Here is a 24,040-nt window from a genome sequence, read left to right on the forward strand (position 1 = left end):
TTAAAATAATTGATGAAATTCTTTCTAAGTTTAATATTGACCATTTCTGTTCTTCATAACTTAAGCAGCCAATCTGTTTTAGAAAAAGAAGGGCTTATTAAAGTTGCTACTTTAAAGGAGGGAGTTCATAAAATTGATTTGACTTTTATTGAGTCTACTGGTTTAAATGCGCAAGAAATTGATCCAAACCAAATTCAAGTTTATGGTATGCCTGGTGGCCATATTCCGCAATCCAATGCAGTGGATTATCCTTTTGATCCTCAAGCAATTCCAGTAAAAATTGAAGCAAACCAAAATAGCATTTTTGAATCAGATGAAGTAGTATATTTTTATGCTGATGCAGTTCGAAATATTAATTTTGATTTTGAAGAAGATAACTATCAATATAGCAATAATCTATACAGCGATTCTTTATATTTTTTTATAGATTTTAATGCAACTGATACAAGTCCAATAGAAATATTGGATTCAAACGAAGCTCAAGCGGATTTAATTATTGATTGGTATGATGCAATTTATTTCCATGAAATAGATAAAACCAATATTTTAAGATCAGGAAGAAAATGGTTTGGCGAATCATTTAGCGTGAATAAAACTCAGGACTTTTCATTTGAATTGTCAAATGAATTGTCACAATCCAGAGAAATTGCGCTTACCACACAATATATGGCGCAAACCTATAACTCAGCTAATTTGAATATCAGATTAAATGAATTTGACTTAGCTTCTGAAGCATTGCCCACCGTTTCTGATTTTACCATTTTTCCTTATAGAAAGAAAGGAGAAATTGTAAAAAACCATTCTACTATCACAACATCACTTTTATCTGGTAGCGAGATGAACGTTCAAATTTCCCATGAAGCTTTAGGTTCAGGCAGATCTGATGGATATTTAGATTATCTCTTTCTTACTGTGCCAGAAAAGCTAACTCTCCATGATAAGCAGATTGTCATAAGAAATAAAAATTTTCAGAATAATGGTGTTTATCAATTGAAATTTGAAGGCTTGAATTCTTCTCATTCAGTTTGGGATGTAACTGATTTGATGAATTATAAAGAATTAAATGTTGATAATCAGAGCTATATTTTTTCTCAATCAACTGAATTGAAGGAAAGAAAATTTGTGGTTTTTGAGAAATCTACAGCATTTGAGTTGTCTTTCGTTAGAGAAATTAACTCTCAAAGTTTAAAGAATAACAATAGTCCCGATTATCTGATAATCGCTCATGATAATTTTGCTCAAGAGGCGACTAAATTAGCTGATTTCAGAAGAAGTCACAATGGCTATGCTGTTGAAGTAGCCCCAGTGAGTAAGATTTTTAATGAATTTGGTTCAGGAAGAAGAGATGTCTCAGCTATTAGAAACTACATAAGATATTTTTATCAGAAGAATCCTGATAAATTGAAATATGTCTTAATGTTGGGTGCCTCTTCATACGACTATAAAGATAGAGTAACCGATAATACTAATTTGGTTCCTGTTTATCAATCTAGAAACTCATTGCATCCGGTATTCACTTATGCTTCTGATGATTTTTACGGTTTTATGGAAGCAACTGAAGGTATTTGGGAGGAGGAATCTAATAATATTGATGATGTTGATATAGGAATAGGCAGGATTACAGCAAAATCAGTAAATGAAGCTAGGGATGTAATCCAGAAAATCATTCATTATGAGAGCAGTCCTCAAGTATTTGATAAATGGAGAAATGATTTATATTTCATTGCTGATGATGAAGATGGAAATTTACATCATAGAGATTCTGAAGTATTAAGCGAATATGTAATTGATAATTTCGGTTTTTACAATATCAACAAACTCTATTTAGGTGCCTACGAACAAGAAGTTTTTGCAAGTACTCAACGATCTCCTAAAATGCGAGAAGCCATTAATAATATGGTAGATAAAGGGGCTTTGATAGTAAATTATATTGGTCATGGTTCGGAAAATAGCTGGACGAATGAAGCAATACTGAATAAGAGTATGGTTGATGATTGGAATAATTTAGATCGATTGCCATTATTCGTTACAGCCACTTGTGAATACGGAAGATTTGATAATCCTAATGTAGTTTCTGGTGCTCAAGAAATGTTATTAAAGAAGGACGGAGGTGCCATAGCATTGCTCACGACTTCTCGTCCTGTTGAATCAAGCTCAAATGCCACTCTCAATCAAGCCTTTTTTGCAAATGTCTTTAAGTCGGAGGGAGGAAGCCCTCAAAAGCTGGGAGATATTATAAGAAATACTAAAAATTCAGGGATAGTAGGCGTGAAGAATAGAAATTTCATTCTTTTGGGTGATCCTGCAGTAACATTGGCAGAACCTAAAAATAATCTTAGAATTGAAGAAGTTGTCAATGAAAATGGAAACACCGATACTTTAAATAGTATGGCTAAAATTACAGTTAGTGGAATTGTAGAGAATTCCTCAGGACAAAAGTTAACTAACTTCATAGGAGAATTAACAGCTGAACTTTATGATAAGCCAGTAGAAAGTAATACAATTGATCCTGCCGAAAACGAATTTGAATTCTTGACTTATAATCAAGTATTATACAGAGGAAAATCCACTGTAAATAATGGAGATTTTGATTTCACTTTTTATGTCCCTAAAGAGATTAATTATGCAATAGATAATGGAAAATTTAGTTTATATGCTAAGCAGGAGGGAAGTTTGGAAGATGCCAGTGGATTTAATGATCATTTTCTGATAGGCGGGAGTAACCTAATGACCAATCAAGACAATGTTGGACCTGATATAGATATATTTTTAAATGATCGAGCTTTCGTAAATGGAGGAAAAACGGGCAGTAATGTGGAGTTGATAATTGATTTATTTGATGAACATGGAATAAGTATAGCCAATAGTAGCATCAATCCTGGTATTACGCTATCTATCGATGGGAATAGTGAAGTTAAGCTTAATGATTTCTTCTATTATAATCTTGATTCATATCAGGAAGGATCCTTAAGTTATAGTATTTCAAATTTGTCAGAGGGTAATCATTATTTAACTGTTACTGCGCTTGATGTATTTAACAATATGTCAAAATCAACAATAGATTTTGAAGTGGTTGGGAACAATCAAATTTCAATTTTGAATTTCACTATGTTTCCAAATCCGGCTTCTGAAGAAGTAAATTTCAGGTTAAGACAAAATAGAAAAAATGAGAATGTAGAATTCAGTTATCAAATACTAAATAATCAAGGACAATTAATATATTCGCACAGCTATCAGACAAATGACGACTTTCGACAGGATGTTTGGAATTTAAAAGATAGTAATGGAAGAAAACTTTCACCTGGAATATATTTTGTCAGGGTATTTCTACGTTCTGTAGAAGATAATGCAAAAACTGACCAATTTAAAAAGCTAATTGTAATCAATTAAGTATATTTGAAGTAAACCAAGATAAAATGCGAGCAGCAAAATTAATATTTATTACCGCTATAACGTTTTTTTCTAGCGCAGCAATAGGACAAATAAGTAGTCCTCCATCCACAACAGTTTCAGGGCAAGATGCCGAAAGAAACGTAATTACTACCGCTATGCCATTTCTATTAATCTCTCCTGATTCACGCTCAGCCGGTATGGGAGATGTGGGAGTAGCGCTTTCAGCTGATGCTAATGCTATGCAATGGAATGCAGCACGTTTAGCTTTTGTAGAAAATGAAATAGGAGCTTCGATTTCTTATTCTCCATGGCTTAGAAGTATAAATGTGGATGATATGTCGATCTCATATCTAAGTGGATATTACAAAATAACCAAAGAACAGGTGGTAGGTATATCTATGAAATACTTTGATTTAGGAAACATATTCTTTACTGATGATGGTAGTACAGGAACAGATTTCTCACCTAAAGATTTTTCAATTTCTGCCGCTTATTCAAGAAAATTAAGTGATAATTTAAGTGCCTCACTTACAGGTAAATTTGTTCGTTCCAATTTATTCGGTAATTATACAAATAATAACACTTCTAGCCCTAGCCCTGCTACAGCCTTGGGGGTTGATTTAGGTGTTTTTTATACTAAAGAGCTTTTATTTAGTGGTCGTGATTCGGAGTTTTCTTCTGGATTACAAATTGCCAATATTTCTAATAAAGTTTCTTACAGTGGAGATGATAACGAGCAATTCCTTCCAATAAATATGAAAATTGGTACAGCATTTACCACATCCTTGGATGCTTACAACAAACTAACCATAGCATTGGATTTTAATAAATTGATGGTGCCAACACCTATTGAAGGAGATACGACAAATGCCACTTTGTTAGAAGGAATGTTTGGATCCTTTAGTGATGCTCCTGGTGGATTTCAAGAAGAGATGAGAGAAATCTCCATTTCATCTGGTATTGAATACACCTACAATAATGTATTTGCTGTAAGAACTGGATATTTTTATGAACATTTCACCAAAGGTGGTCGACAGTATTTTACGGCTGGTGTGGGATTCCGCTATCAAGTTTTAGGCCTTGATTTTTCTTATTTAATTCCTACAACTCAAAACAATCCTCTGGCCGAAACGCTTAGGTTTACAGCAGTATTTAAGTTTGAAGATATGGGGATTGCAAAAGCTTCTGTAACTGAATAAAACGGCTAATACTATTTTTTACTTTATTAAATTATAATCTATAATATGCTCAATAGACAAGTAGCTCCTGATTCCTTTATTTTAAAAGATTTGGCATTGACTAAACCCGAAATTAAGGAATTGTCCAATGGGTTGTCTGTTCATATTATACAGGATGACACTAACCCAGTTTTAAAAATTGATGTTCTTTTTGCCGCTGGAAAGGTAAACGATGAAAAACCAGGTCAATCTTTAATTTGTGCTAAAGTCATGGTTGAAGGTACTAAGAGCTATCCGGGTAGTGAGCTCCAAGAACTATTAGATCATTATGGTGCGCATTTAGATGTATCTGTTGACTATGATTATACCACAGTTAGCCTGCTGTGCCTGAAAGAGCATGTTAATTTGCTATTGCCAGTATTGAAAAGTGCCATTACCGAACCTCTATTTGACGCTGAAGATTTTGAGAAAATTAAACTTCAACTATTGCAGAAAATTAGAGTGAATAATCAAAAAAATGCTCTTATTGCCACTAAAAGCCTTAGAAAAAAACTTTTAAACGGAACTCCATATTCCACCACTTTAGAAGAAGATCATTTAAATAATATTACTAAGGACGATATTGAGAATTATTTTAATCAATATTTTGCATTGCAGCCTGAAATAATAGTAGCAGGAGATTTTGATGAAGATGTTTTTAATTATATTGAAGAGCATTTTGTTATGCTAGAATTCTCAAGTCTTGATTCTGATTATGAAAGTAAATTATCTCCGATTATAGAGGATGATTTAATTAAGCGAGAAGGTTCAGTTCAGGCTTCTATCAGAATGGGAGCTATTACTATCCCACGTACTCATCCTGATTATTATGACTTATCCATTGCAAATGAAATTTTCGGTGGCTATTTCGGCTCTCGTTTAATGAAAAACATAAGAGAGGATAAGGGTTATACTTATGGCATTTATTCGGTTTTAATAAATTATAAACATTTGGATTATCATGTTATCGGAGCAGATGTGAAAATTGAACACATTGAAGATACTGTAGCTGAAGTTTATAAGGAAATGGAGGAATTAAAGACCAATCCTGTTCCTGAGGAAGAAATTGAAACGATAAAAAACTATATGCTAGGTAAAATTGCTAGCAGTCTAGATACTGTATTTCATCAGTCAGAAAATTATAAAGTAAAACTTTCTGAGGGAGCTGATTATTTAGACTATTTCGATGCCTATGTTAATAGCATCCGTAATATCACAGCTGATCGCATTTTGGAAATCAGTAAAAAATATTTCTCTGAGAAGTACTGTGTGGTGAAAGTAGCTTAATCATAATCCTTTCATTCAAAATATTTATGAGCAAATTGGATTGAATGATCATTATTCAAATTACATTTGCACCCTAAATATGACAATCAAACATAAAGTTTTAGCGGTTGAAAAGTTATTCAAACGCCTTGATAATGAGATAGCTGAATTCAGAAAAGAATCAGGTATTTATTGTTTTTCTGGTTGCGGTAAATGTTGTAATAAAACCGATATTGAAGCCTCACCACTTGAGTTTCTTCCTTTAGCATTCCACTGGTTTTCCGAGGGCAAAGCAGATGAAATGCTACAAAAGTTAGAAAAAAATCAATCTCTTAACTGCATGGTCTATCAACCGCTTTCTGTTGTCGATCAAAATCATGGACATTGTGGCGAGTATCAATACAGAGGGTTGATATGTAGACTTTTCGGATATGGTGCTGGAAAGGATAAATATGGTCAACTTCGAATGGTCACCTGTAAATTAATCAAGGAAAATCAAGTGGAGAACTACGAGAAAGCTGTGGAAATGCTAAAATCAAATTCTACAGTTCCAGTATTTTCTGATTATTACCAAAAGTTAATGCAAATAGATTTCCGATTGGCAAAAGATATGCTGCCTATTAATGAAGCTATTCAAGCAGCTCTAGAAGCGGTAATGCAATATTATGCTTACAGAGCTTTTCCTGTTAGGGAAGGGGTGGCTTAAAATATTTGGATTATGAAAACAAAAACCCGAAAGAGTAATCTTTCGGGTTTTGTTTTTTGTTGAGTATTTAGAGTCTAGTCTCTAAATTACATATGAATAGGTCTATTGTCAGTTGCTGCTAAGCAAGCTTCTTTCACTGCCTCCATATAAGTTGGATGTGCATGAGACATACGAGAAACATCCTCAGCAGAGGCACGATATTCCATTGCCGTAACACCAGCTGCAATCATATCAGCTGCTCTGGCTCCTATGATATGGATACCTAAAATCTCATCCGTCTTTTTATCAGCAATTACTTTTACCAATCCTTCCATGTCACCACTTGCTCTAGCTCTACCTAAAGCTTTGTAAGGGAATGATCCGGTTTTGTATTCCGTTCCTTTCTCTTTTAATTCCTCTTCAGTGTGACCTACTCCTGCTACTTCTGGCCAAGTGTACACCACATTCGGAATCAATTTGTAGTGGATGTGTGGTTTTTGTCCTGCCATAGTTTCTGCTACAAAAACACCTTCTTCCTCGGCTTTGTGAGCTAGCATAGCACCTCTTACCACATCTCCGATAGCATATATATTATCAACCTCAGTTTTTAGGTTATCATCAACCGATATTCTGCCTTTATCATCAGCTTTTAGTCCAGCAGCTTCTAAGTTTAAGCCTTCCGTATAAGGCTTTCTTCCAACGGCTACTAAGCAATAATCACCTTTGATGGTTTCTTCTTTGCCTTTATCCGTTTCAAAAGTAACTTCTACTTCTTTACCTTTATTTTCAACCTTGGTCACTTTATGCTTCAGCTTCAAGTCCATGCCGAGCTTTTTCATGCTCTTTTTCATTTCCTTGCCCATAGTGCTATCCATGGTTGGGATAAGGCTGTCCATAAATTCAATCACAGTTACCTCTGAACCAATTCTTTTATAAACAGAACCTAATTCAAGTCCAATAACGCCACCACCTATTAAAATTAAATTCTTTGGTACTTCTTTTAATTCTAAAGCTTCAGTGCTACTGATCACTCTTTTCTTATCAAATTTTGCAAATGGTAATTCAACTGGCTTTGAACCTGTAGCAATTATTACCTTATCAGTGCTAAGCTCTTCTTTTTTACCGTCAGATTTAGTAACTACTACTGTGTTTTTGTCCTTGAAAGAACCTACACCAGTGTGAACATCAATCTTATTTTTCTTCATCAAATAAGCAATGCCCTCAACATTTTGCTTCACCACATCTGCTTTGCGGTTAATCATTTGCTTAATGTCCACTTTTAAATTGCTAAGGTTTATTCCATGCTCTTTAAAAGTAGTTTCTGCATTATGATAATGTTCTGATGAATCCAATAAAGCTTTTGAAGGAATACAGCCTACATTAAGGCAAGTTCCACCAAGCGTATCGTATTTTTCAATTATAGCGGTTTTCATTCCCAGTTGTGCACAACGAATTGCTGCCACATATCCACCAGGGCCAGAACCAATTACCGTAACATCATACTTGCTCATTTTTTTAATATTTATGAATTATAGCACCAATAATACAGTGCATCAATTTGTTTAATTATTTAAATGCCTAAAAGTAACCTAGTCGGATCTTCCAACAATTCTTTCACCCTAACCAAGAAGCTAACGGATTCTTTACCATCAATAATTCTGTGGTCATAGCTAAGAGCAACATACATAATTGGCTTGATTTTAACCTCGCCATTGACTGCCATCGGGCGCTCCACTATATTGTGCATACCTAAAATAGCAGATTGTGGTGCGTTAATTATAGGAGTTGATAACATAGAACCAAATATACCACCATTGGTGATAGTGAAAGTTCCTCCAGTCATTTCATCTATGCTCAATTTACCATCTCTGGCTTTTTTAGCTAATCTGATTACTTCTCCTTCCACTTCATTAAAGGAAAGTTTTTCAGCATTTCTGATAACAGGAACGACCAAACCTTTTGGAGAAGAAACGGCAATAGACATATCTACATAGTCACTATAAACCATTTCATTTCCATCTATTTGAGCATTTACAGCAGGAAATTCTTTTAGTGCTAAAGTACAAGCTTTTGTAAAGAATGACATAAAGCCTAATCCAACTTCATACTTTTCTTTAAATTGCTCTTTGTATTTTTTACGGATCTCCATGATAGGCCCCATGTCCACTTCGTTGAAAGTGGTCAACATAGCCGTTTCATTTTTCACGCTCACCAATCTTTTGGCTACTGTTTTACGCAAGCTTGACATTTTCTCTTTTCGCTGCTCACGATTACCGCTTGCATCTGGAGATGGTAATTTTTCAGTTTCTATGCCTGAATCAGATGGTTTGCTTTCTTTTTCTGAAGATTTAGCTGATTGCTTCTCAGCATTTTCAGCATCCTCTTTGGTAATTCTACCGTCTTTTCCGCTTCCTTTTACATTTGAAGCATCAATTCCTTTTTCTTTAAGGATTTTTGCAGCTGCGGGAGAAGCATGTCCAGTAGCATAAGTTTCTTTTCCATCTTCTTTTGATTCAGAACTTGAATCACTTTTCGAAGAACTCTTATCAGAAGAGGATGATTCGCTTGGAGCACCGCCTTCTGCCACTTCAATTTTACAAATAGTGGCTCCTATTTCTATTGTATCATCTTCCTGAGCAACAATTTGTAAAAAGCCATTAGCTTCAGCAGGTAATTCAAAAGTTGCTTTGTCCGATTCCACTTCAGCAATAATCTCATCCATTTCTACATAATCGCCATCTGATTTTAGCCAAGAGCTTATAGTGACTTCTGTGATGGATTCACCCACTGTAGGAACCACCATTTCATGAACTTCACCAGTTTTTTTAGGTCCGCTGCCGGAAGATGAACTTTCTTTCTTTTCCTCTTTTGGCTCAGATTTATCTTCCTTCTTCTCTTCTTTTTTATCTTCAGCTTTGCCTTCTGATTTAGATTCACTGCTTTTGGCATCTTCATCTATTTCACAAATGACTGCACCAACTTCTACGGTATCGTCTTCTTGAGCTTTAATTTTTAATACACCGGAAACCTCAGCAGGTAATTCAAATGTTGCCTTATCTGATTCCAGTTCTGCGATGATTTCGTCTTGTTCAACAAAATCACCATCTTTTTTTAACCATGAGGCAATGGTCACTTCAGTGATTGATTCGCCTACTTCCGGTACTTTTATTTCTAAACTCATGTTTCTCTGAATTCTGTCTTAAAAAATTTTATTTCTTTGTGTCAAAAGCTTTTTCAACTAATGCTTCTTGTTCTGCTTTATGTACTTTGGCATAACCCGTTGCCGGTGATGCACTTGATTTTCGTGATATCAATTGCAAACCTGCTTTATTAGCAATGGTTCTCAACATATAAGTCCAATATCCCATATTTGAAGGTTCTTCTTGAACCCAGAAAATTTCAGGGTCTTTAAATTTCTTCAAGGCTTTATCTATTTGATTCATTGGGAATGGATGTAGTTGCTCAATTCTGATTATGGCAACATCCTTTCTTTCATCAGCTTGCTGTTTTTCCAATAAATCGTAATAAACTTTACCAGTACATAGCAATACTCTTTTTACATTTTTGTTGGTTACGTAATCATCTTCATAAATTTCCCTGAATTTACCTTCAGTAAATTCTTTAATTGGAGAAATTACTTTTGGATGACGTAATAATGATTTAGGTGCGAATTGGACCAAAGGCTTTCTGAATTCCCATTTTACTTGTCTTCTAAACATATGGAATAAGTTTGCCGGAGTCGTAATATTAGTCACTACTAAGTTTTCTTCTGCAGCCAATTGAAGGAATCTTTCTGGTCTGGCATTAGAGTGTTCAGGTCCTTGTCCTTCGTATCCATGAGGTAATAGCATTACTAAACCATTCATTCTTTGCCACTTACTTTCGGCAGACGTGATGAATTGATCAATCATAACCTGAGCTCCGTTGGCGAAATCACCAAATTGTGCTTCCCATACTACTAATGCATTTGGAGTAGCCATGGCATATCCATACTCAAAACCTAAAACCCCAAATTCTGATAATAATGAATTGAAGATTTTAAATTTCTCTTTCTGGTTTTCATCTATATGGTCCAGATTACAATATGGCTCATTAGTTTCAGCATCAAATAAATAGGAATGCCTGTGAGAGAAAGTGCCTCTTTTTACATCCTGACCTGACATTCTAACTATATTTCCATCTGAAAGTAAAGAACCATAAGAAAGTAATTCGGCATCAGCCCAATTGAGCATTTTCTCATCAAAGAAATTTTTCTTGCGCTCTTTTAAAAGTTTGTCAATTTGTTTTAAAGGCTTAAACCCTTTTGGCAAGGAAGTTAAAGCTTTTCCTATTTTATCCACTAATTCCTGTGAAATAGAGGTGTCAGGAGACTCATGAAAATCTTCTGATTTTGATCTTCTTAGTTGTTCCCACTCTTCCTCTATTTTTTGAGGTTTATAAGGTAAAGGTTTTTGCTTTACCTCATTCAACCTGTCTTGAAGTTGCTTTTTGAAGTCTTTCTCTAGTTTTTTAACAGAATCATTATCCAAGTCACCTCTTTCGGTTAATTTTTTAACGAAGACCTCTCTAGGGTTAGGGTGCTTAGCTATTTTGTTATAAAGTTTAGGTTGAGTGAATTTTGGTTCATCACTCTCATTATGCCCATGTCTTCTGTAGCAAAGCAGATCTATAAAAATATCCTTATGAAATTTATGTCTGTATTCTACTGCCAAATTTGCCGCGAAATTCACTGCTTCAGCATCATCACCATTAACGTGTAATACTGGAGCATCAATCATTTTGGCGATGTCCGTACAATATATAGAAGAACGAGCATCATCATAATCAGTAGTGAAACCAACTTGATTATTGATCACAAAGTGAATTGTACCACCTGTTGAATAACCCTCTAATAGTGACATTTGAGTGGTTTCATATACAATTCCTTGTCCAGCTACTGCGGCATCACCATGAATTAAGATGGGTAATGCAGCATTTACATCTTCGCTGTATTCATCATCAATTTGAGCTCTAGTATAACCTAATACCACAGAATTCACCGCTTCTAAGTGAGAAGGATTAGGCGTTAATTTTACATATGATTTTTTTCCATTGGATGTTTCCAAATAGCTGGAGTATCCCATATGATATTTTACATCACCATCACCCATGGTTAAATCAGGATCTGTACTGCCTTCAAACTCAGAGAAAATCTGTTCATAAGTTTTATTCATGATATTGGCTAATACATTTAACCTACCACGATGTGCCATTCCAATCACTACTTCTTTAGTGCCTAATTCAGAAGAGCGATTAATTACTTTGTCTAGGAAAGGGATAGTATTTTCACCACCCTCTAAGGAGAACCTTTTCTGACCTAAAAATTTTGTGTGGAGGAAATTTTCAAAAACTACCGCCTCATTTAATTTAGAAAGGACTCTTTTTTTCTCATCTAATTTGGGCTGATAATCTCCTTTAGAACTTTCTGCTTTATCAATAAACCAATCCACAATTTTCGGATCTCGAATATGCATGTATTCAAATCCTATTGGTCCAATGTAGATTTTATCTAAAGCTTCAATGATACTTTTTAGACTAGCTTTTCCAAGTCCAATTTCTTGACCAATCGAAAACTCTTCCTTTAAATCCTCCTGCTTAAGGCCAAATTCTTCTAAGCTAATTCTAGCATCATGAGGTCTTCTGTCTCTTACAGGGTTGGTTTTTGATTTTAAATGACCACGCATTCTGTATGCTTGGATCAAGTTTCGAACATGGGTTTCTTTAGAAGATACTCTGGGTTCCGAAGCTTCTCCATTTCCTCCAAAATCCTTTTGAGAAAATTCAAAACCTTCAAAGAATTTCTGCCATGATTCATCAACAGATTGGGGGTCGTTTTTATAAGACTGGTAAAGTTCCTCTATATAATTGCCATGTGCATTGGCGATATATGTGTATTTATCCATTATGGAATTGTTTTATTTTTCGATAAACAAATATAAACACTTCTAAAAGACTATAAAAATTGCCTAAACGATTATACGATTTATTAAGATTATCAGGCATTTAGCCTTTATTAACGCTATTGCGCTCTATATGTTAAGGGAATTTGAAATATATATTTATATAAGCGAAAATAAATAATGTTTGTTTAATCAGATATATTTTGTAATATTTAAAGAATAGCTTAAATAATCAAATGAACAAAAAGTCTAATAGGGGAAATATGATTGGATCAGTCTTGAAGAGATGTAGTTTTTTAACATTCTTATTTTTGAATTTTATAGATTACACTTATGCTCAATCTGTGAGTAAAGATCCAGTTCCTCTAAAGCGTTTAATGGCCACAGAATGGTCAGTAAAATCAGCGGGTTTGGTAGCAAATAATGTGACTAATGTTTTACAATCACATTCTGGATATATATGGTTAACTACCTATAACGGGGTACAAAAATTTGATGGTTATAAGACTATTACTTTTGATCAAAATGAATTATCGTTTTTAAGAAGTAGTGGTTTTAGAAATATATATCATAGTCCAGTCGGTCATACATTATATTTTTCCTCCCAAAGCAGTGGCTTAGTACAGTATGATGAAGATTCTGGTTTTAAACAGCTTAAAGCTACCCATGGGGAGATGCCCTCTTCTGTTGAAGATGTAATCATTGATCGAAAAGGGGATATGTGGATTGGTTCTGTGAATCAAGGCTTATTTATATTTTCAGGGGATAGTATTTATAAATTTCAGCATGAAATTATAGAAAACAGTAATGTTTTGTCGCTCTATGAAGCTAAGAACGGAAGCATTTATATTGGAACGGAAGGTAATGGCATATTTTTGATAAAAGATCATGAGGTTAAAGCTCATTATAATATAAACAATGGTTTAAAAAGTAATATTGTTAATGTAATCTCACAAATCGGTGATTCTATTATTGCTGGTACTCAATCTGGAATAAATTATATTGTAAACGATAAACTGAGTTTTTCTAAGTTTATGGAAGGGGAGTCAGTAAACGCTATTTTACTTTCTGAACAATTTCTATGGGCAGGTTCTGATAACGGCTTAGGAAGAATTGATTTAAAATCAGGAAGAGAAGAATTTGTCTCGTCATCTGGTTTTATAGATATGACCCGAATCAATGATATTATGCTTGATTCGGAAGGGAGTTATTGGCTAGCAACAGGAAGAAATGGCTTGGTTCAACTAAAAGAAACTGGAATTATTAATTTCAATCGTTTTGATGGTTTAGAGAATGATAACATCAATATAGTAACTCAAAGAAAGAATGGGAAGGGATATTTCATAGGTTGTGATGATGGAAATATATTTACTTTAAATTCAAATCAAATCAAGCCTTATGAAATAAAAAATGCTATAAAGCCAACTGGTATCAGAGATGTTTATGAACAAGCCGATGGAACTGTATGGATTGCCAGCTATAAAGGATTGTTACGGAAGAATGGTGCTTCAGAAAAAATGTATGGATTGTTAGATGGCTTACCTTCTCTTGATTTACGGAGGATATTGGAAGATAAAAATGGAAATATTTGGGTTGCAAGTAGATCCGGTGGATTAATAAAAATTCAAGATGAGAAAGTCGTAAAGGTTTATGATAGAGGTAATGGTTTAAAGGCAGACTTTATACTCAGCATTGAAGAAGATGAAAAAGGGCAATTGTATTTGGGTACTCATAGTGGAGGAGTAGTAATTATAAATACAAATGAGAATGTTGAGAATATTTCTTTAACCGATAATGATCAAGGAATTATCGTTTTTAATACCCACATTGATAGTCCAGATGTTCTATGGGCTGTGACAACGGCTGGTTTGTTTTATGTCAATGGACAAAAAATTAAGGAGTTGACCTTTGCAAGAAGTTATAGTGGTTTAAGTATGTTTGATTGGCTTGAAGATGATAATGGAAATGTTTGGATTACTACAAATAGAGGTATAATTTATGTAGATAAAGATGAAATCAATAAGTTTTTAAACAAGCCAGATTATAAAGTAAGCTCTCGATTAATAACTGAATCGGATGGTATGTATGATGACGAATGTACGGGAGCAGTTCGATCATTAAAGTCAAATAAAGGTAAATTATTAATACCTACTCTTGGAGGTGTAAGTGTGGTTTCTCCAGAAAAAATAAATATGAATACTGACCTTCCCAAGGTTTACGTAGAGAATTTAGAAACACAAGATAGCACTTATGAAAATCAAACTAATATTAAAGTACATTCGCAAGTAAATAGATATAAATTTAATTATACCTCATTAAGCTTTTTAGCGCCTGATTTAACAAGGTTTAAATATAAACTGGAAGGTTTTGATCCGGCATTCACTGAAGTTTCAGGAGTAAGATCAGCCGAGTATACCAACTTGCCTCCTGGAAAGTACACTTTTTTGCTCTTTGCAACCAATAATCATGGTTTATGGACTAAACAACCTGCGAAATTCTATTTTGAAGTAAAGCCTGCATTCTATGAAACCTTTTGGTTTTATTTTTTATTGGCACTCATTACATTCTTTTTGGTGTATGCAATTTATAATTGGAGAGTAAGTGGAATTCAAAAAATGAATAAAAAATTGATGAAGGTTAATAGTGAGTTGGATGGTTTTGTTTATAGTGCATCTCATGATTTAAGATCTCCATTAGCTTCTCTATTAGGACTCATTAATTTATCTCGCAAAGACCCAACTAACACATTTGATTATCTGGATAAAATGGAGAAAAGCGTAAAAAGATTGGATGATTTTATTGCTGAGATCATTGATTTTTCCAGTAATGAGCGTAAAGAAGTAGTTTGCGATGAGGTGGATTTTGAATCCACTGTTTATAGTATAATTGATGAATTATCTTTTTTAGATAGTGAAGATAAAATTGCGAAAAAAGTAAATATTGATCAAAATGGACTTTTTATAAGTGATAAAAGAAGAATAGCCGTTATTTTTAGAAACTTGATTTCAAATGCTCTTAAGTATTATGATGACTCAAAAGATGAGCCTCACTTGAATATTGAAGTGGAAAGTAATTCTGGATTTGCTCGCATTTTAATTGAAGACAACGGTATAGGCATTTCTAAGGAAGATCAAGAAGAGGTGTTTAAGATGTTTTATAGAGCAACAGAGAGAAGTACTGGTTCAGGATTGGGTTTGTATATAATATTAGAGACAGTAGAAAAGCTTCGTGGCTCTATTAAAATGGAATCCGAAAAATATAAAGGCACTAGTTTTCACATTGAAATCCCTAATTTAGATCCGAAAAATGGAAAAAACTGTAGTTCAAAGTAAATAATGAAAGGCTATTTATATTTATAATCTTTTTTCATTACCTTTGCAAACTAATTAAGAGAAGGACGTGATCCTTCGTAATTGCTAAAACAAAATTAAGAAATGGCAGTAAAAATCAGATTGGCCCGTAGAGGTCGAAAAAAACTGGCGATATACGATGTAGTCGTAGCAGACGCCCGTGCACCACGTGATGGTCGCTTTATTGAAAAAATTGGTACTTATAACCCGAATACGCCCGTTGCCGCTATTGAGATGGACAACGAAAAAGCTTTTCAGTGGTTAATGAATGGTGCCCAGCCAACCGATACGGTTCGTGCTATGTTATCATACCGTGGCTTGCTTTATAAAAAGCATTTGCAAATTGGTGTGATTAAAGGAGCTATGACTCAAGAGGATGCCGATAAGAAATTAGAAGCTTGGATGAAAGACAAAGAAGCTTCAATTGAAGGTAAAGAGAAGTCTTTAGCAGATAAAAAAGCAGCTGAGAAGAAAGAAAGATTAGAAGCTGAAGCTAAAGTAAACGAAGCTAGAGCGGAAGCTATTAAGAAGCGTCAAGACGAGGCTGAAGCTGCAGCAAAAGCGGCAGAAGCGCCTGCTGAAGAGGAAGCAACAGAAGAAGCTCCTGCTGAAGAGGCTCCTAAAGCGGAAGAAGCTCCAAAAGCTGAAGCATCTGAGGAGAAATCTGAAGAAGAAAAGAAAGAAGATTAATTTCCTTCAGCCATGAAGCTTGACCAATGCTTTCAATTAGGTATGGTATTAAAGCCTCATGGGTTAAAAGGAGGATTATATATTTCCCTGGATACAGATTATCCTGAGGATTATCAAGAAATGGAATCAGTATTCATGTTGCAAAACGGAAAACTGGTTCCTTTTTTTATTGAGCATATCCAAGTTAAAAATAAAGAGGCTTTAGTAAAGTTTGAAGATGTTGAAGATAAAGATGCCGCTTTAGCTTTACGAGGCTGTACTTTACATTTGCCCTTAACTGACCTTCCCAAATTAACTGGAAGTGAATTTTATTTTCATGAAATCAGTGGTTTTCAAGTAGAAGATACTGAAAAAGGAATGTTAGGGGTAGTGAAAGAAGTCTTTGAAGCAGGTCATCAAGATTTGATTGGGATGGAATATAAAGGCAAAGAAGTGCTTATTCCAATTAATGATGATGTAATCTTGAATGTGGATAGAGATAAATCACTACTAACAGTAAGTTTGCCAGAAGGCTTGTTAGAATTGTATATGGAAGAGGAAGGTGAGCAAGATGAGGATTGATATTATAACTTGTTTGCCAAAGCTTTTAGAAGGGCCTTTTTCTGATAGTATTTTAAAACGTGCTCAAGAAAAAGAGTTAGTTGAAATTCATGTTCATGATTTAAGAACTTATTCTACTCATAAGCAGAGAAGTATAGATGATTATGCCTATGGAGGTGGAGCAGGAATGGTGTTGCAAATAGAGCCCATTGCAGCTGCAATTGATGATTTGAAATCTCAACGGACTTATGATGAAGTGATTTATATGAGTCCTGATGGTGAACAATTCACTCAAACTTTAGCAAATCAGCTTGCGCTCAAAGGAAATTTATTAATTCTTTGTGGGCACTATAAAGGAGTAGATGAAAGAGTTCGTCAGCATTATATCACTAAAGAAATCAGTATAGGCGACTATGTGATTTCTGGTGGAGAATTAGCAGCCGCAGTAGTGACAGATGCCATTGTTAGATTATTACCTGGTGTTTTATCAGATGAAACTTCAGCACTAACAGATTCTTATCAGGATGGATTATTAGCGCCTCCGGTTTATAGTCGACCAGCAGATTTTAAAGGTTTAAAAGTGCCTGATGTATTATTATCAGGCCATGCAGCCAATATTGAAAAGTGGAGATTTGAGCAGGCAGTGAAAAGAACAGAGGAGAGAAGACCAGATTTATTTAAAAAAGAATAAAAAAATATTGTTTGGGGATGCAAAGAATAAAATTATCCTTATATTTGCACTCCGTTTTTCGGGCATAGTACCGAAACCATTATAGGAAAAAAGAAAGAGCCATGAGCGATTTGATCAAAGAAATTGAAAAAGAATATCACGAAGCAGTAAGTAAATTTCCTGATTTTAAGGCAGGTGATACTGTGAATGTTCACGTGAAAATTAAAGAAGGAAATAAAGAACGTGTTCAGCAATACCAAGGTGCTGTAATCCAAAAAAGGGGTTCTGGTAACTCTGTTACTTTTACTGTAAGAAAAGTTTCAAGTGGAATTGGTGTTGAAAGAATCTTTCCTTTAATCTCTCCAGCTATCGATAAAATCGAAGTTGTTAGAAGAGGTTCTGTTAGAAGAGCTAAACTTTACTACTTAAGAGGTAGAATGGGTAAATCTGCTAGAATTAAGGAAAAAATCTAAGCGATATTCTAAAAGTATTTAAGGCGATTATGGAAACATAATCGCCTTTTTTTTTCGGTGAACTTTAATTTTAAACCGATAAAATGAATTAATTCTTAGATTTATTCTAGTTTTACATTGATGTTTGCTAAGTTTTATCAATACATAAGGGCATTTAGTTTGGATGTGGTGGCAGGGGCTGTCATTAGTGCCAGATGGATTGGTAATTATTTTAACGCAGATATTCCCTCTTCTGCAATTCTAGCCTTAGGACTAACGGTTTGGCTGATCTACACTATAGACCATTTGTTGGATGCCCGAAAAATAAAATCACAAGATGCATTATTTCGGCATATTATCCATTATAAAAATGCCCCCTATATTTTTGGTTTGATTGCTATTGTGAGTATGGGCTTGATTTTTTTACTTCAAAATCTAAAACCATACCTGATAGGATATGGGCTCGCATTAGGTTTTGCTGTTTTCTGTTATCTTATTTTCATTCACTTTGTTAGAAAAAAGGTCTACTGGGGGAAAGAATGGTTTATAGCCTTAGTTTATGCTACTGGAATTTGTTTGCCTACTTTCGCTTACATTCAGAGCATTCCACCCATTTTAATTTATTTTTGGATTCAACTATTTTTGTTAGCTAGTATCAATCTTATTTTATTCAATATGATTGAATATAAAGTAGATAAGAAGCTTGGGTTCAATTCTTTTGCGACTGTAAAAGGAGCTGATTTTTCGAGAAGAGTTATTTTGTTTCTTCTTTTTGCTTTTGTTTTAATATGGTCATCCTCCTTTTTGTTTTTCAATGCGGAGGAGTTATTAGACTACCAAGCTATTTTTATTTTGATGGCTTCTGTTTTGGCTATGGTGTTGAGTAAGGAGGTAGTTTTGAGGCAAGAAGAATGGTACAGAGTAATAGGAGATATTGTATTTGTTCTTCCTATTATTGAAATCATCATTATAGATGGCTAATTTTAATCGGATAGCCTTCCTATATGATTTTCTAAAAAGATTAATTTTTAGTCAGCAGCTTGAAAAAGCAGGAAAATATTTTTTAGATACTATCCCATCAAGTAGTAAAATCCTTATAATAGGTGGAGGAACTGGAGAAATCTTAAAGAATTTCAATTCCTCACACCATATCACATACCTAGAGCTTTCTGAAGTAATGATTAGAAAAGCAAAAAAGGTAAATTCAAATTCAAGAATAGAGTTTGTTCAAGCTGATATATTAGAATGGACTACTAATGATAAATTTGACTATGTCATCTCCCCTTTTATTTTGGATTGTTTTGATGAAATGCAACTGGATCAAATCTTTTCAGGTCTTAAAAATTTATTGAATAAAGAGGGGAGCTGGATTCAAACAGATTTTTATCCTAAAAACAGAGGCCATAAACTATTGATTAATATTATGTATCTCTTTTTTAATTGGGCAACCAATTTAAAGGTGAAGAAATTAGCTGATTTCGATTCACTTTTCAAAAAGTATAATTTTATTTTCAAGAGAAAAGCCCTTTTTTATCATTCTATGGTAGAAAGCAGAATTTATCAAAAGATTGATTGACTAACTCCTTTCGATTTCGGATTTATCATCTTAATTTTGCCCAATTTATTTAGCCCCGAAAACAAATAAAAAGCTCATGCCTAAAGACAACAGTATTAAGTCAGTACTTATCATCGGTTCAGGTCCTATCATTATCGGACAAGCCTGCGAATTTGATTATTCAGGTTCTCAAGCTTCTCGTTCGTTGAGGGAAGAAGGAATTGAAGTAACACTCATCAATTCCAATCCTGCTACCATCATGACAGACGAGGTAACAGCCGATAATATCTATTTGAAGCCGCTGACTAAAAAATCAATTATTGAAATTTTAGAGAAGCATGATATAGATGCTGTTTTACCAACTATGGGTGGTCAAACTGCATTGAATCTTGCCATCGAATGCGATAAAGCAGGGGTTTGGGATAAATATAAGGTGAGAATGCTTGGAGTAGATGTTGATGCCATTGACACTACGGAAAATAGAGAGCTATTCCGCTTAAAAATGAAGGAATTGGAAGTTGGCGTATGTGATGGTGAAACAGCTACTTCCTTTTTGCAAGGAAAGGAGATTGCACAAAAAATAGGGTTCCCTTTAGTGATTCGCTCCTCTTTTACATTAGGTGGACTAGGCGGTTCTATTGTAAAAGATCCTGCGGAATTTGACAATGCATTAAAAGACGGATTGCATTCTTCGCCAATTCATGAAGTACTAATCGAGCAAAGTATTTTAGGCTGGAAGGAATACGAACTAGAAATTCTAAGAGACAATATAGGGAATGTAATTGTGATCTGTTCTGTAGAGAATTTTGATCCAATGGGTGTTCATACGGGGGATTCTATCACTGTGGCGCCAGCTCAAACATTACCTGATACTGTTTATCAGGAAATGAGGAATTTGGCTATCAAAATGATAAAAGGTATCGGAAATTTTGCTGGTGGTTGTAATGTGCAATTTGCCGTGAATCCTGAAAATGATGATATTATCGGAATTGAGATTAACCCAAGGGTTTCTCGTTCTTCTGCATTGGCTTCTAAAGCGACAGGTTATCCAATCGCAAAAATTGCAGCTAAATTAGCTATTGGTTATGATTTACATGAGCTTAAAAACCAAATTACTAAAACCACATCTGCTTATTTTGAGCCTTCTTTAGATTATGTAATTGTAAAAATTCCTCGTTGGAATTTCGATAAATTCCCAGGTTCTGATAGAAGACTAGGTTTTTCTATGAAGTCTGTAGGGGAGGCCATGGGGATTGGAAGAAACTTTCAAGAAGCCCTTCAAAAAGCTTGTCAATCCTTAGAAATCAAAAGGAATGGATTGGGAGCAGATGGAAAAGAACTTAGAAAGCAAGACGAATTATTATACAGCTTAGAAAACCCAAGCTGGAACAGATTATTCCATATTTATGATGCCTTTAAATTGGGTATCCCTTTCAAAACGATCCAAAAACTGACTAAAATTGATAAGTGGTTCTTGGAGCAAATCGAAGAGTTATTAGTTTTAGAGAAAGAGGTAGAGAAATATTCCATCGATACTATTCCTAAGGAATTAATGATGGAAGTGAAACAGAAAGGCTATGCAGATAGACAAGTTGCCCATTTGGTGAGGTGTCTGGAAAGTGAGGTTTATAAAAAGCGTCACGAAATGGGAATCAAGAGAGTTTATAAATTGGTAGATACTTGTGCAGCAGAATTTGAAGCGCAAACTCCTTATTACTACTCTACTTTCCAAGAAGAAAATGAGTCGGTTGAAAGTGGTAAAAAGAAAGTAATTATTTTAGGTTCAGGCCCTAACCGAATTGGGCAGGGGATTGAATTTGATTATTCATGTGTGCATGGAGTGTTAGCTGCAAAAGAATGCGGTTATGAAACCATCATGATCAACTGTAATCCTGAAACAGTTTCCACTGATTTCGATACTGCTGATAAATTATATTTCGAACCGGTTTTTTGGGAACATATCTATGATATTATTTTACATGAAAAGCCAGAGGGAGTAATAGTTCAGTTGGGAGGTCAAACGGCATTAAAGCTAGCTGAGAAACTTAATCGTTACGGAATAAAAATTATTGGAACATCATACGAAGCCTTAGATTTAGCAGAAGATCGAGGTTCTTTCTCTAAATTATTGGCTGATAATGATATTCCTTATCCGAAATTTACGGTAGTGGAAGATGCGGACAATGCTTTGGAAATGTCTAAAGATATTGGTTTTCCAATGTTGGTTAGACCTTCATACGTATTAGGCGGACAAGGAATGAAGATTGTAATCAATGAAAGAGAATTGGAAGAGCATGTGGTTGATGTATTGCGTGATATTCCAGGTAATAAAGTATTATTGGATCATTTCTTAGATGGAGCTATTGAAGCAGAAGCGGATGCCATTTGTGATGGGGAGGATGTTTATATTATTGGTGTAATGCAACATGTTGAGCCTGCCGGAATACACTCAGGAGATTCATATGCAGTTTTGCCGCCTTATAATTTAGGAGATTTTGTATTGACACAAATTGAAACCTATACGAAAAAAATCGCTTTAGCTTTAGAGACCAAAGGATTGATCAATATTCAATTTGCTATCAAAAATGACATTGTTTACATCATTGAGGCAAATCCAAGGGCTTCTAGAACAGTACCTTTTATTTGCAAAGCATATAATGAACCATATGTTAATTATGCAACCAAAGTGATGTTAGGGGAGAAGAAAGTGAAGGATTTTAACTTTAACCCAACTCGAAAAGGGTATGCGATTAAAGAGCCTGTCTTCTCTTTCAATAAATTCCCGAATGTAAATAAGGAATTAGGTCCTGAAATGAAATCAACGGGAGAATCCATCTATTTCATTGATGATTTGATGGATGATTATTTCCTTAAAATTGTTTCTGAACGAAACCTTTATTTGAGTAGATAGTAAAAGAAAATAGAGCCTATTAGGCAATTATTTGAGGAGATTTTTTAATATATTTATATTTAGTGCCAAATGACTATCGTTTGAGTTATTGAATATTAGTTTTGTGAAAACAAATTCCTGTGGTGAGTTTTGAAACTTTAGCCACAGGAATTTGTTATTTTAGATAGTTGAAATTTAATTTTGGCAAGAGCCATTAGGAATCAGATATTATGTTTAAATTTTTATTAATCCTTTTTTTGGTAGGGTATCTTATTTTCAAAATAGGAGGATTTCTTTTTAGATTGTTTTTAGGAAGAACTTACAAAGCAGCTCAAGAAAGACAATACAAGCAAAACAATAAGGGAAAAACTACCAAAGATGGAATTAATATTGACCATGTTCCTAACCAAAAAGGAAAAAGAACTGGTGGAAATTTCAAAGGTGGCGAGTATGTGGATTATGAAGAGCTGTAAAGTCTAAGCAATTATCTTCTTTCCTGACCAAAAAAATGCAATAATTAATCCAGCCACAATATGCCAAATACCCCACCAACCAGCAATAATGGCCATTCCGCCAATCCCATCAAAAAAGTTAAAGATTAAGACTAATCCTAAACCAGAGTTTTGAATGCCTGTTTCTATGGAAATGGCTTTACGCTCACTTTCTTCCAATCCACCCAATTTTGCCATCCAATAGCCACTTAAGAAGGCTAATCCATTATGGAATAATACGATGACAAAAATAATATGAATATACTCTAGGAAGTAATTAGCATTTTTCATGAATGCGATGATTACAAAAGCTGCAAATATCACAATTGATATTATATTAACTGGTTTTTTTATTTTTTGAGCAATTGTTGGTTTGTATTGTGCAAATAAGACTCCTAATACAACTGGAATTACTATCAAATAAATAATAGTTGAAAACATATCCCAGATATTGAGGGAAATACTGCTTTTTAATCCATCAGCACTTTCAATGAATGAAGACCAAAAGGCAAAACTAAAGGGAGTCATGAAAATGGCTGCAGAGGTCGTCATAGCTGTTAAACTTACCGATAATGCAGCATTTCCTCCAGCTAATTTACTGATGAAATTACTGATGTTTCCGCCAGGACAGCAGGCTACCAGTATCATACCCAATGCCATGCTTGGTCTCGGCTCAAATGTAAAAATCAAGATCAGGGTGATAATTGGTAAAATCACCCATTGGGAGATTAATCCAATAATAGAGGCTTTAGGGTTGAGTAATACTCTTTTGAAATCCACTACTTTCAGGTCCAGCGCAACGCCAAACATGATAAAGCCCAGCAAAAAATTTAACAGCAATAAACCTTCACTATTGAAGTTAAGCGATACTTCATCCATATTCATGTGTATGTGATTGTTTT

Annotated in this window: 17 protein-coding genes; 13 read left to right on the forward strand and 4 right to left on the reverse strand. The window is 34.5% G+C overall.

Annotation, left to right across the window (positions count from 1 at the left end):
- Nucleotides 1–12: 12 nt before the first annotated feature.
- The 4 genes from porU (at nt 13) to QYS49_RS06375 (ending at nt 6,582) form a co-directional block, all read left to right on the forward strand.
- Nucleotides 13–3,390, forward strand: a complete 3,378-nt coding sequence (gene porU / locus QYS49_RS06360) for a type IX secretion system sortase PorU (RefSeq protein WP_308350880.1) — start codon at nt 13–15, stop codon at nt 3,388–3,390.
- 26 nt (nt 3,391–3,416) lie between these two features.
- Entirely contained in the window at nt 3,417–4,592 is a 1,176-nt protein-coding gene (gene porV / locus QYS49_RS06365; protein ID WP_308350881.1) for a type IX secretion system outer membrane channel protein PorV, read from the forward strand.
- A 45-nt stretch (nt 4,593–4,637) separates the two neighbouring features.
- A complete protein-coding gene (locus QYS49_RS06370; RefSeq protein WP_308350882.1) occupies nt 4,638–5,897 on the forward strand; it encodes a M16 family metallopeptidase in 1,260 nt (419 codons plus the stop codon).
- Nucleotides 5,898–5,976: 79 nt separating this feature from the next.
- Nucleotides 5,977–6,582: a YkgJ family cysteine cluster protein gene (locus QYS49_RS06375; RefSeq protein ID WP_308350883.1), complete on the forward strand. Its 606-nt coding sequence runs from the start codon at nt 5,977–5,979 to the stop codon at nt 6,580–6,582.
- A gap of 86 nt (nt 6,583–6,668) precedes the next feature.
- Here the strand turns inward: QYS49_RS06375 and lpdA are convergent, their stop codons facing one another.
- From lpdA to QYS49_RS06390, 3 genes are read right to left on the reverse strand one after another with little or no spacing between them, the layout of a single operon-like run.
- On the reverse strand, nt 6,669–8,072 hold the full coding sequence (gene lpdA, locus QYS49_RS06380) for a dihydrolipoyl dehydrogenase (RefSeq protein ID WP_308350884.1): 1,404 nt from the start codon (nt 8,070–8,072) through the stop codon (nt 6,669–6,671).
- 59 nt (nt 8,073–8,131) lie between these two features.
- On the reverse strand, nt 8,132–9,742 hold the full coding sequence (gene odhB, locus QYS49_RS06385) for a 2-oxoglutarate dehydrogenase complex dihydrolipoyllysine-residue succinyltransferase (RefSeq protein WP_308350885.1): 1,611 nt from the start codon (nt 9,740–9,742) through the stop codon (nt 8,132–8,134).
- A gap of 28 nt (nt 9,743–9,770) precedes the next feature.
- Nucleotides 9,771–12,503, reverse strand: a complete 2,733-nt coding sequence (locus QYS49_RS06390) for a 2-oxoglutarate dehydrogenase E1 component (protein WP_308350886.1) — start codon at nt 12,501–12,503, stop codon at nt 9,771–9,773.
- Between the two features lie 233 nt (nt 12,504–12,736).
- Between QYS49_RS06390 and QYS49_RS06395 the strand changes: the two genes are divergently transcribed.
- The 9 genes from QYS49_RS06395 to QYS49_RS06435 all read left to right on the forward strand — a co-directional run bounded on the left by QYS49_RS06395 (nt 12,737) and on the right by QYS49_RS06435 (nt 23,120).
- Nucleotides 12,737–15,832, forward strand: coding sequence for a sensor histidine kinase (locus QYS49_RS06395; protein ID WP_308350887.1), 3,096 nt, complete (start codon nt 12,737–12,739; stop codon nt 15,830–15,832).
- A 102-nt stretch (nt 15,833–15,934) separates the two neighbouring features.
- Nucleotides 15,935–16,540, forward strand: a complete 606-nt coding sequence (locus tag QYS49_RS06400; RefSeq protein ID WP_308350888.1) for a 30S ribosomal protein S16 — start codon at nt 15,935–15,937, stop codon at nt 16,538–16,540.
- 12 nt (nt 16,541–16,552) lie between these two features.
- Nucleotides 16,553–17,101, forward strand: a complete 549-nt coding sequence (rimM, locus tag QYS49_RS06405; RefSeq protein WP_308350889.1) for a ribosome maturation factor RimM — start codon at nt 16,553–16,555, stop codon at nt 17,099–17,101.
- A complete protein-coding gene (trmD, locus tag QYS49_RS06410; protein WP_308350890.1) occupies nt 17,091–17,771 on the forward strand; it encodes a tRNA (guanosine(37)-N1)-methyltransferase TrmD in 681 nt (226 codons plus the stop codon). The genes rimM and trmD overlap by 11 nt, the downstream gene beginning before the upstream one ends.
- Nucleotides 17,772–17,872: 101 nt before the next feature.
- Nucleotides 17,873–18,223 carry a 50S ribosomal protein L19 gene (rplS, locus tag QYS49_RS06415; RefSeq protein ID WP_308350891.1) on the forward strand — a complete coding sequence of 117 codons (351 nt, stop codon included), beginning with the start codon at nt 17,873–17,875 and terminating at the stop codon, nt 18,221–18,223.
- A 120-nt stretch (nt 18,224–18,343) separates the two neighbouring features.
- On the forward strand, nt 18,344–19,183 hold the full coding sequence (locus QYS49_RS06420) for a UbiA family prenyltransferase (RefSeq protein WP_308350892.1): 840 nt from the start codon (nt 18,344–18,346) through the stop codon (nt 19,181–19,183).
- Complete coding sequence (locus tag QYS49_RS06425) at nt 19,176–19,778, forward strand: class I SAM-dependent methyltransferase (protein ID WP_308350893.1); 603 nt, start codon at nt 19,176–19,178, stop codon at nt 19,776–19,778. The genes QYS49_RS06420 and QYS49_RS06425 overlap by 8 nt, the downstream gene beginning before the upstream one ends.
- A 76-nt stretch (nt 19,779–19,854) precedes the next feature.
- Nucleotides 19,855–22,668 carry a carbamoyl-phosphate synthase large subunit gene (gene carB, locus QYS49_RS06430; RefSeq protein ID WP_308350894.1) on the forward strand — a complete coding sequence of 938 codons (2,814 nt, stop codon included), beginning with the start codon at nt 19,855–19,857 and terminating at the stop codon, nt 22,666–22,668.
- A gap of 209 nt (nt 22,669–22,877) precedes the next feature.
- Nucleotides 22,878–23,120 (forward strand): DUF4834 domain-containing protein, encoded by a 243-nt coding sequence (locus QYS49_RS06435; RefSeq protein ID WP_308350895.1) that lies wholly within the window; start codon nt 22,878–22,880, stop codon nt 23,118–23,120.
- Between the two features lie 3 nt (nt 23,121–23,123).
- Here the strand turns inward: QYS49_RS06435 and QYS49_RS06440 are convergent, their stop codons facing one another.
- Nucleotides 23,124–24,017, reverse strand: coding sequence for a bile acid:sodium symporter family protein (locus QYS49_RS06440; protein ID WP_308350896.1), 894 nt, complete (start codon nt 24,015–24,017; stop codon nt 23,124–23,126).
- Between the last annotated feature and the right edge of the window lie 23 nt (nt 24,018–24,040).

Source organism: Marivirga salinae, from assembly GCF_030503855.1.
Lineage (GTDB): Bacteria > Bacteroidota > Bacteroidia > Cytophagales > Cyclobacteriaceae > Marivirga > Marivirga salinarum.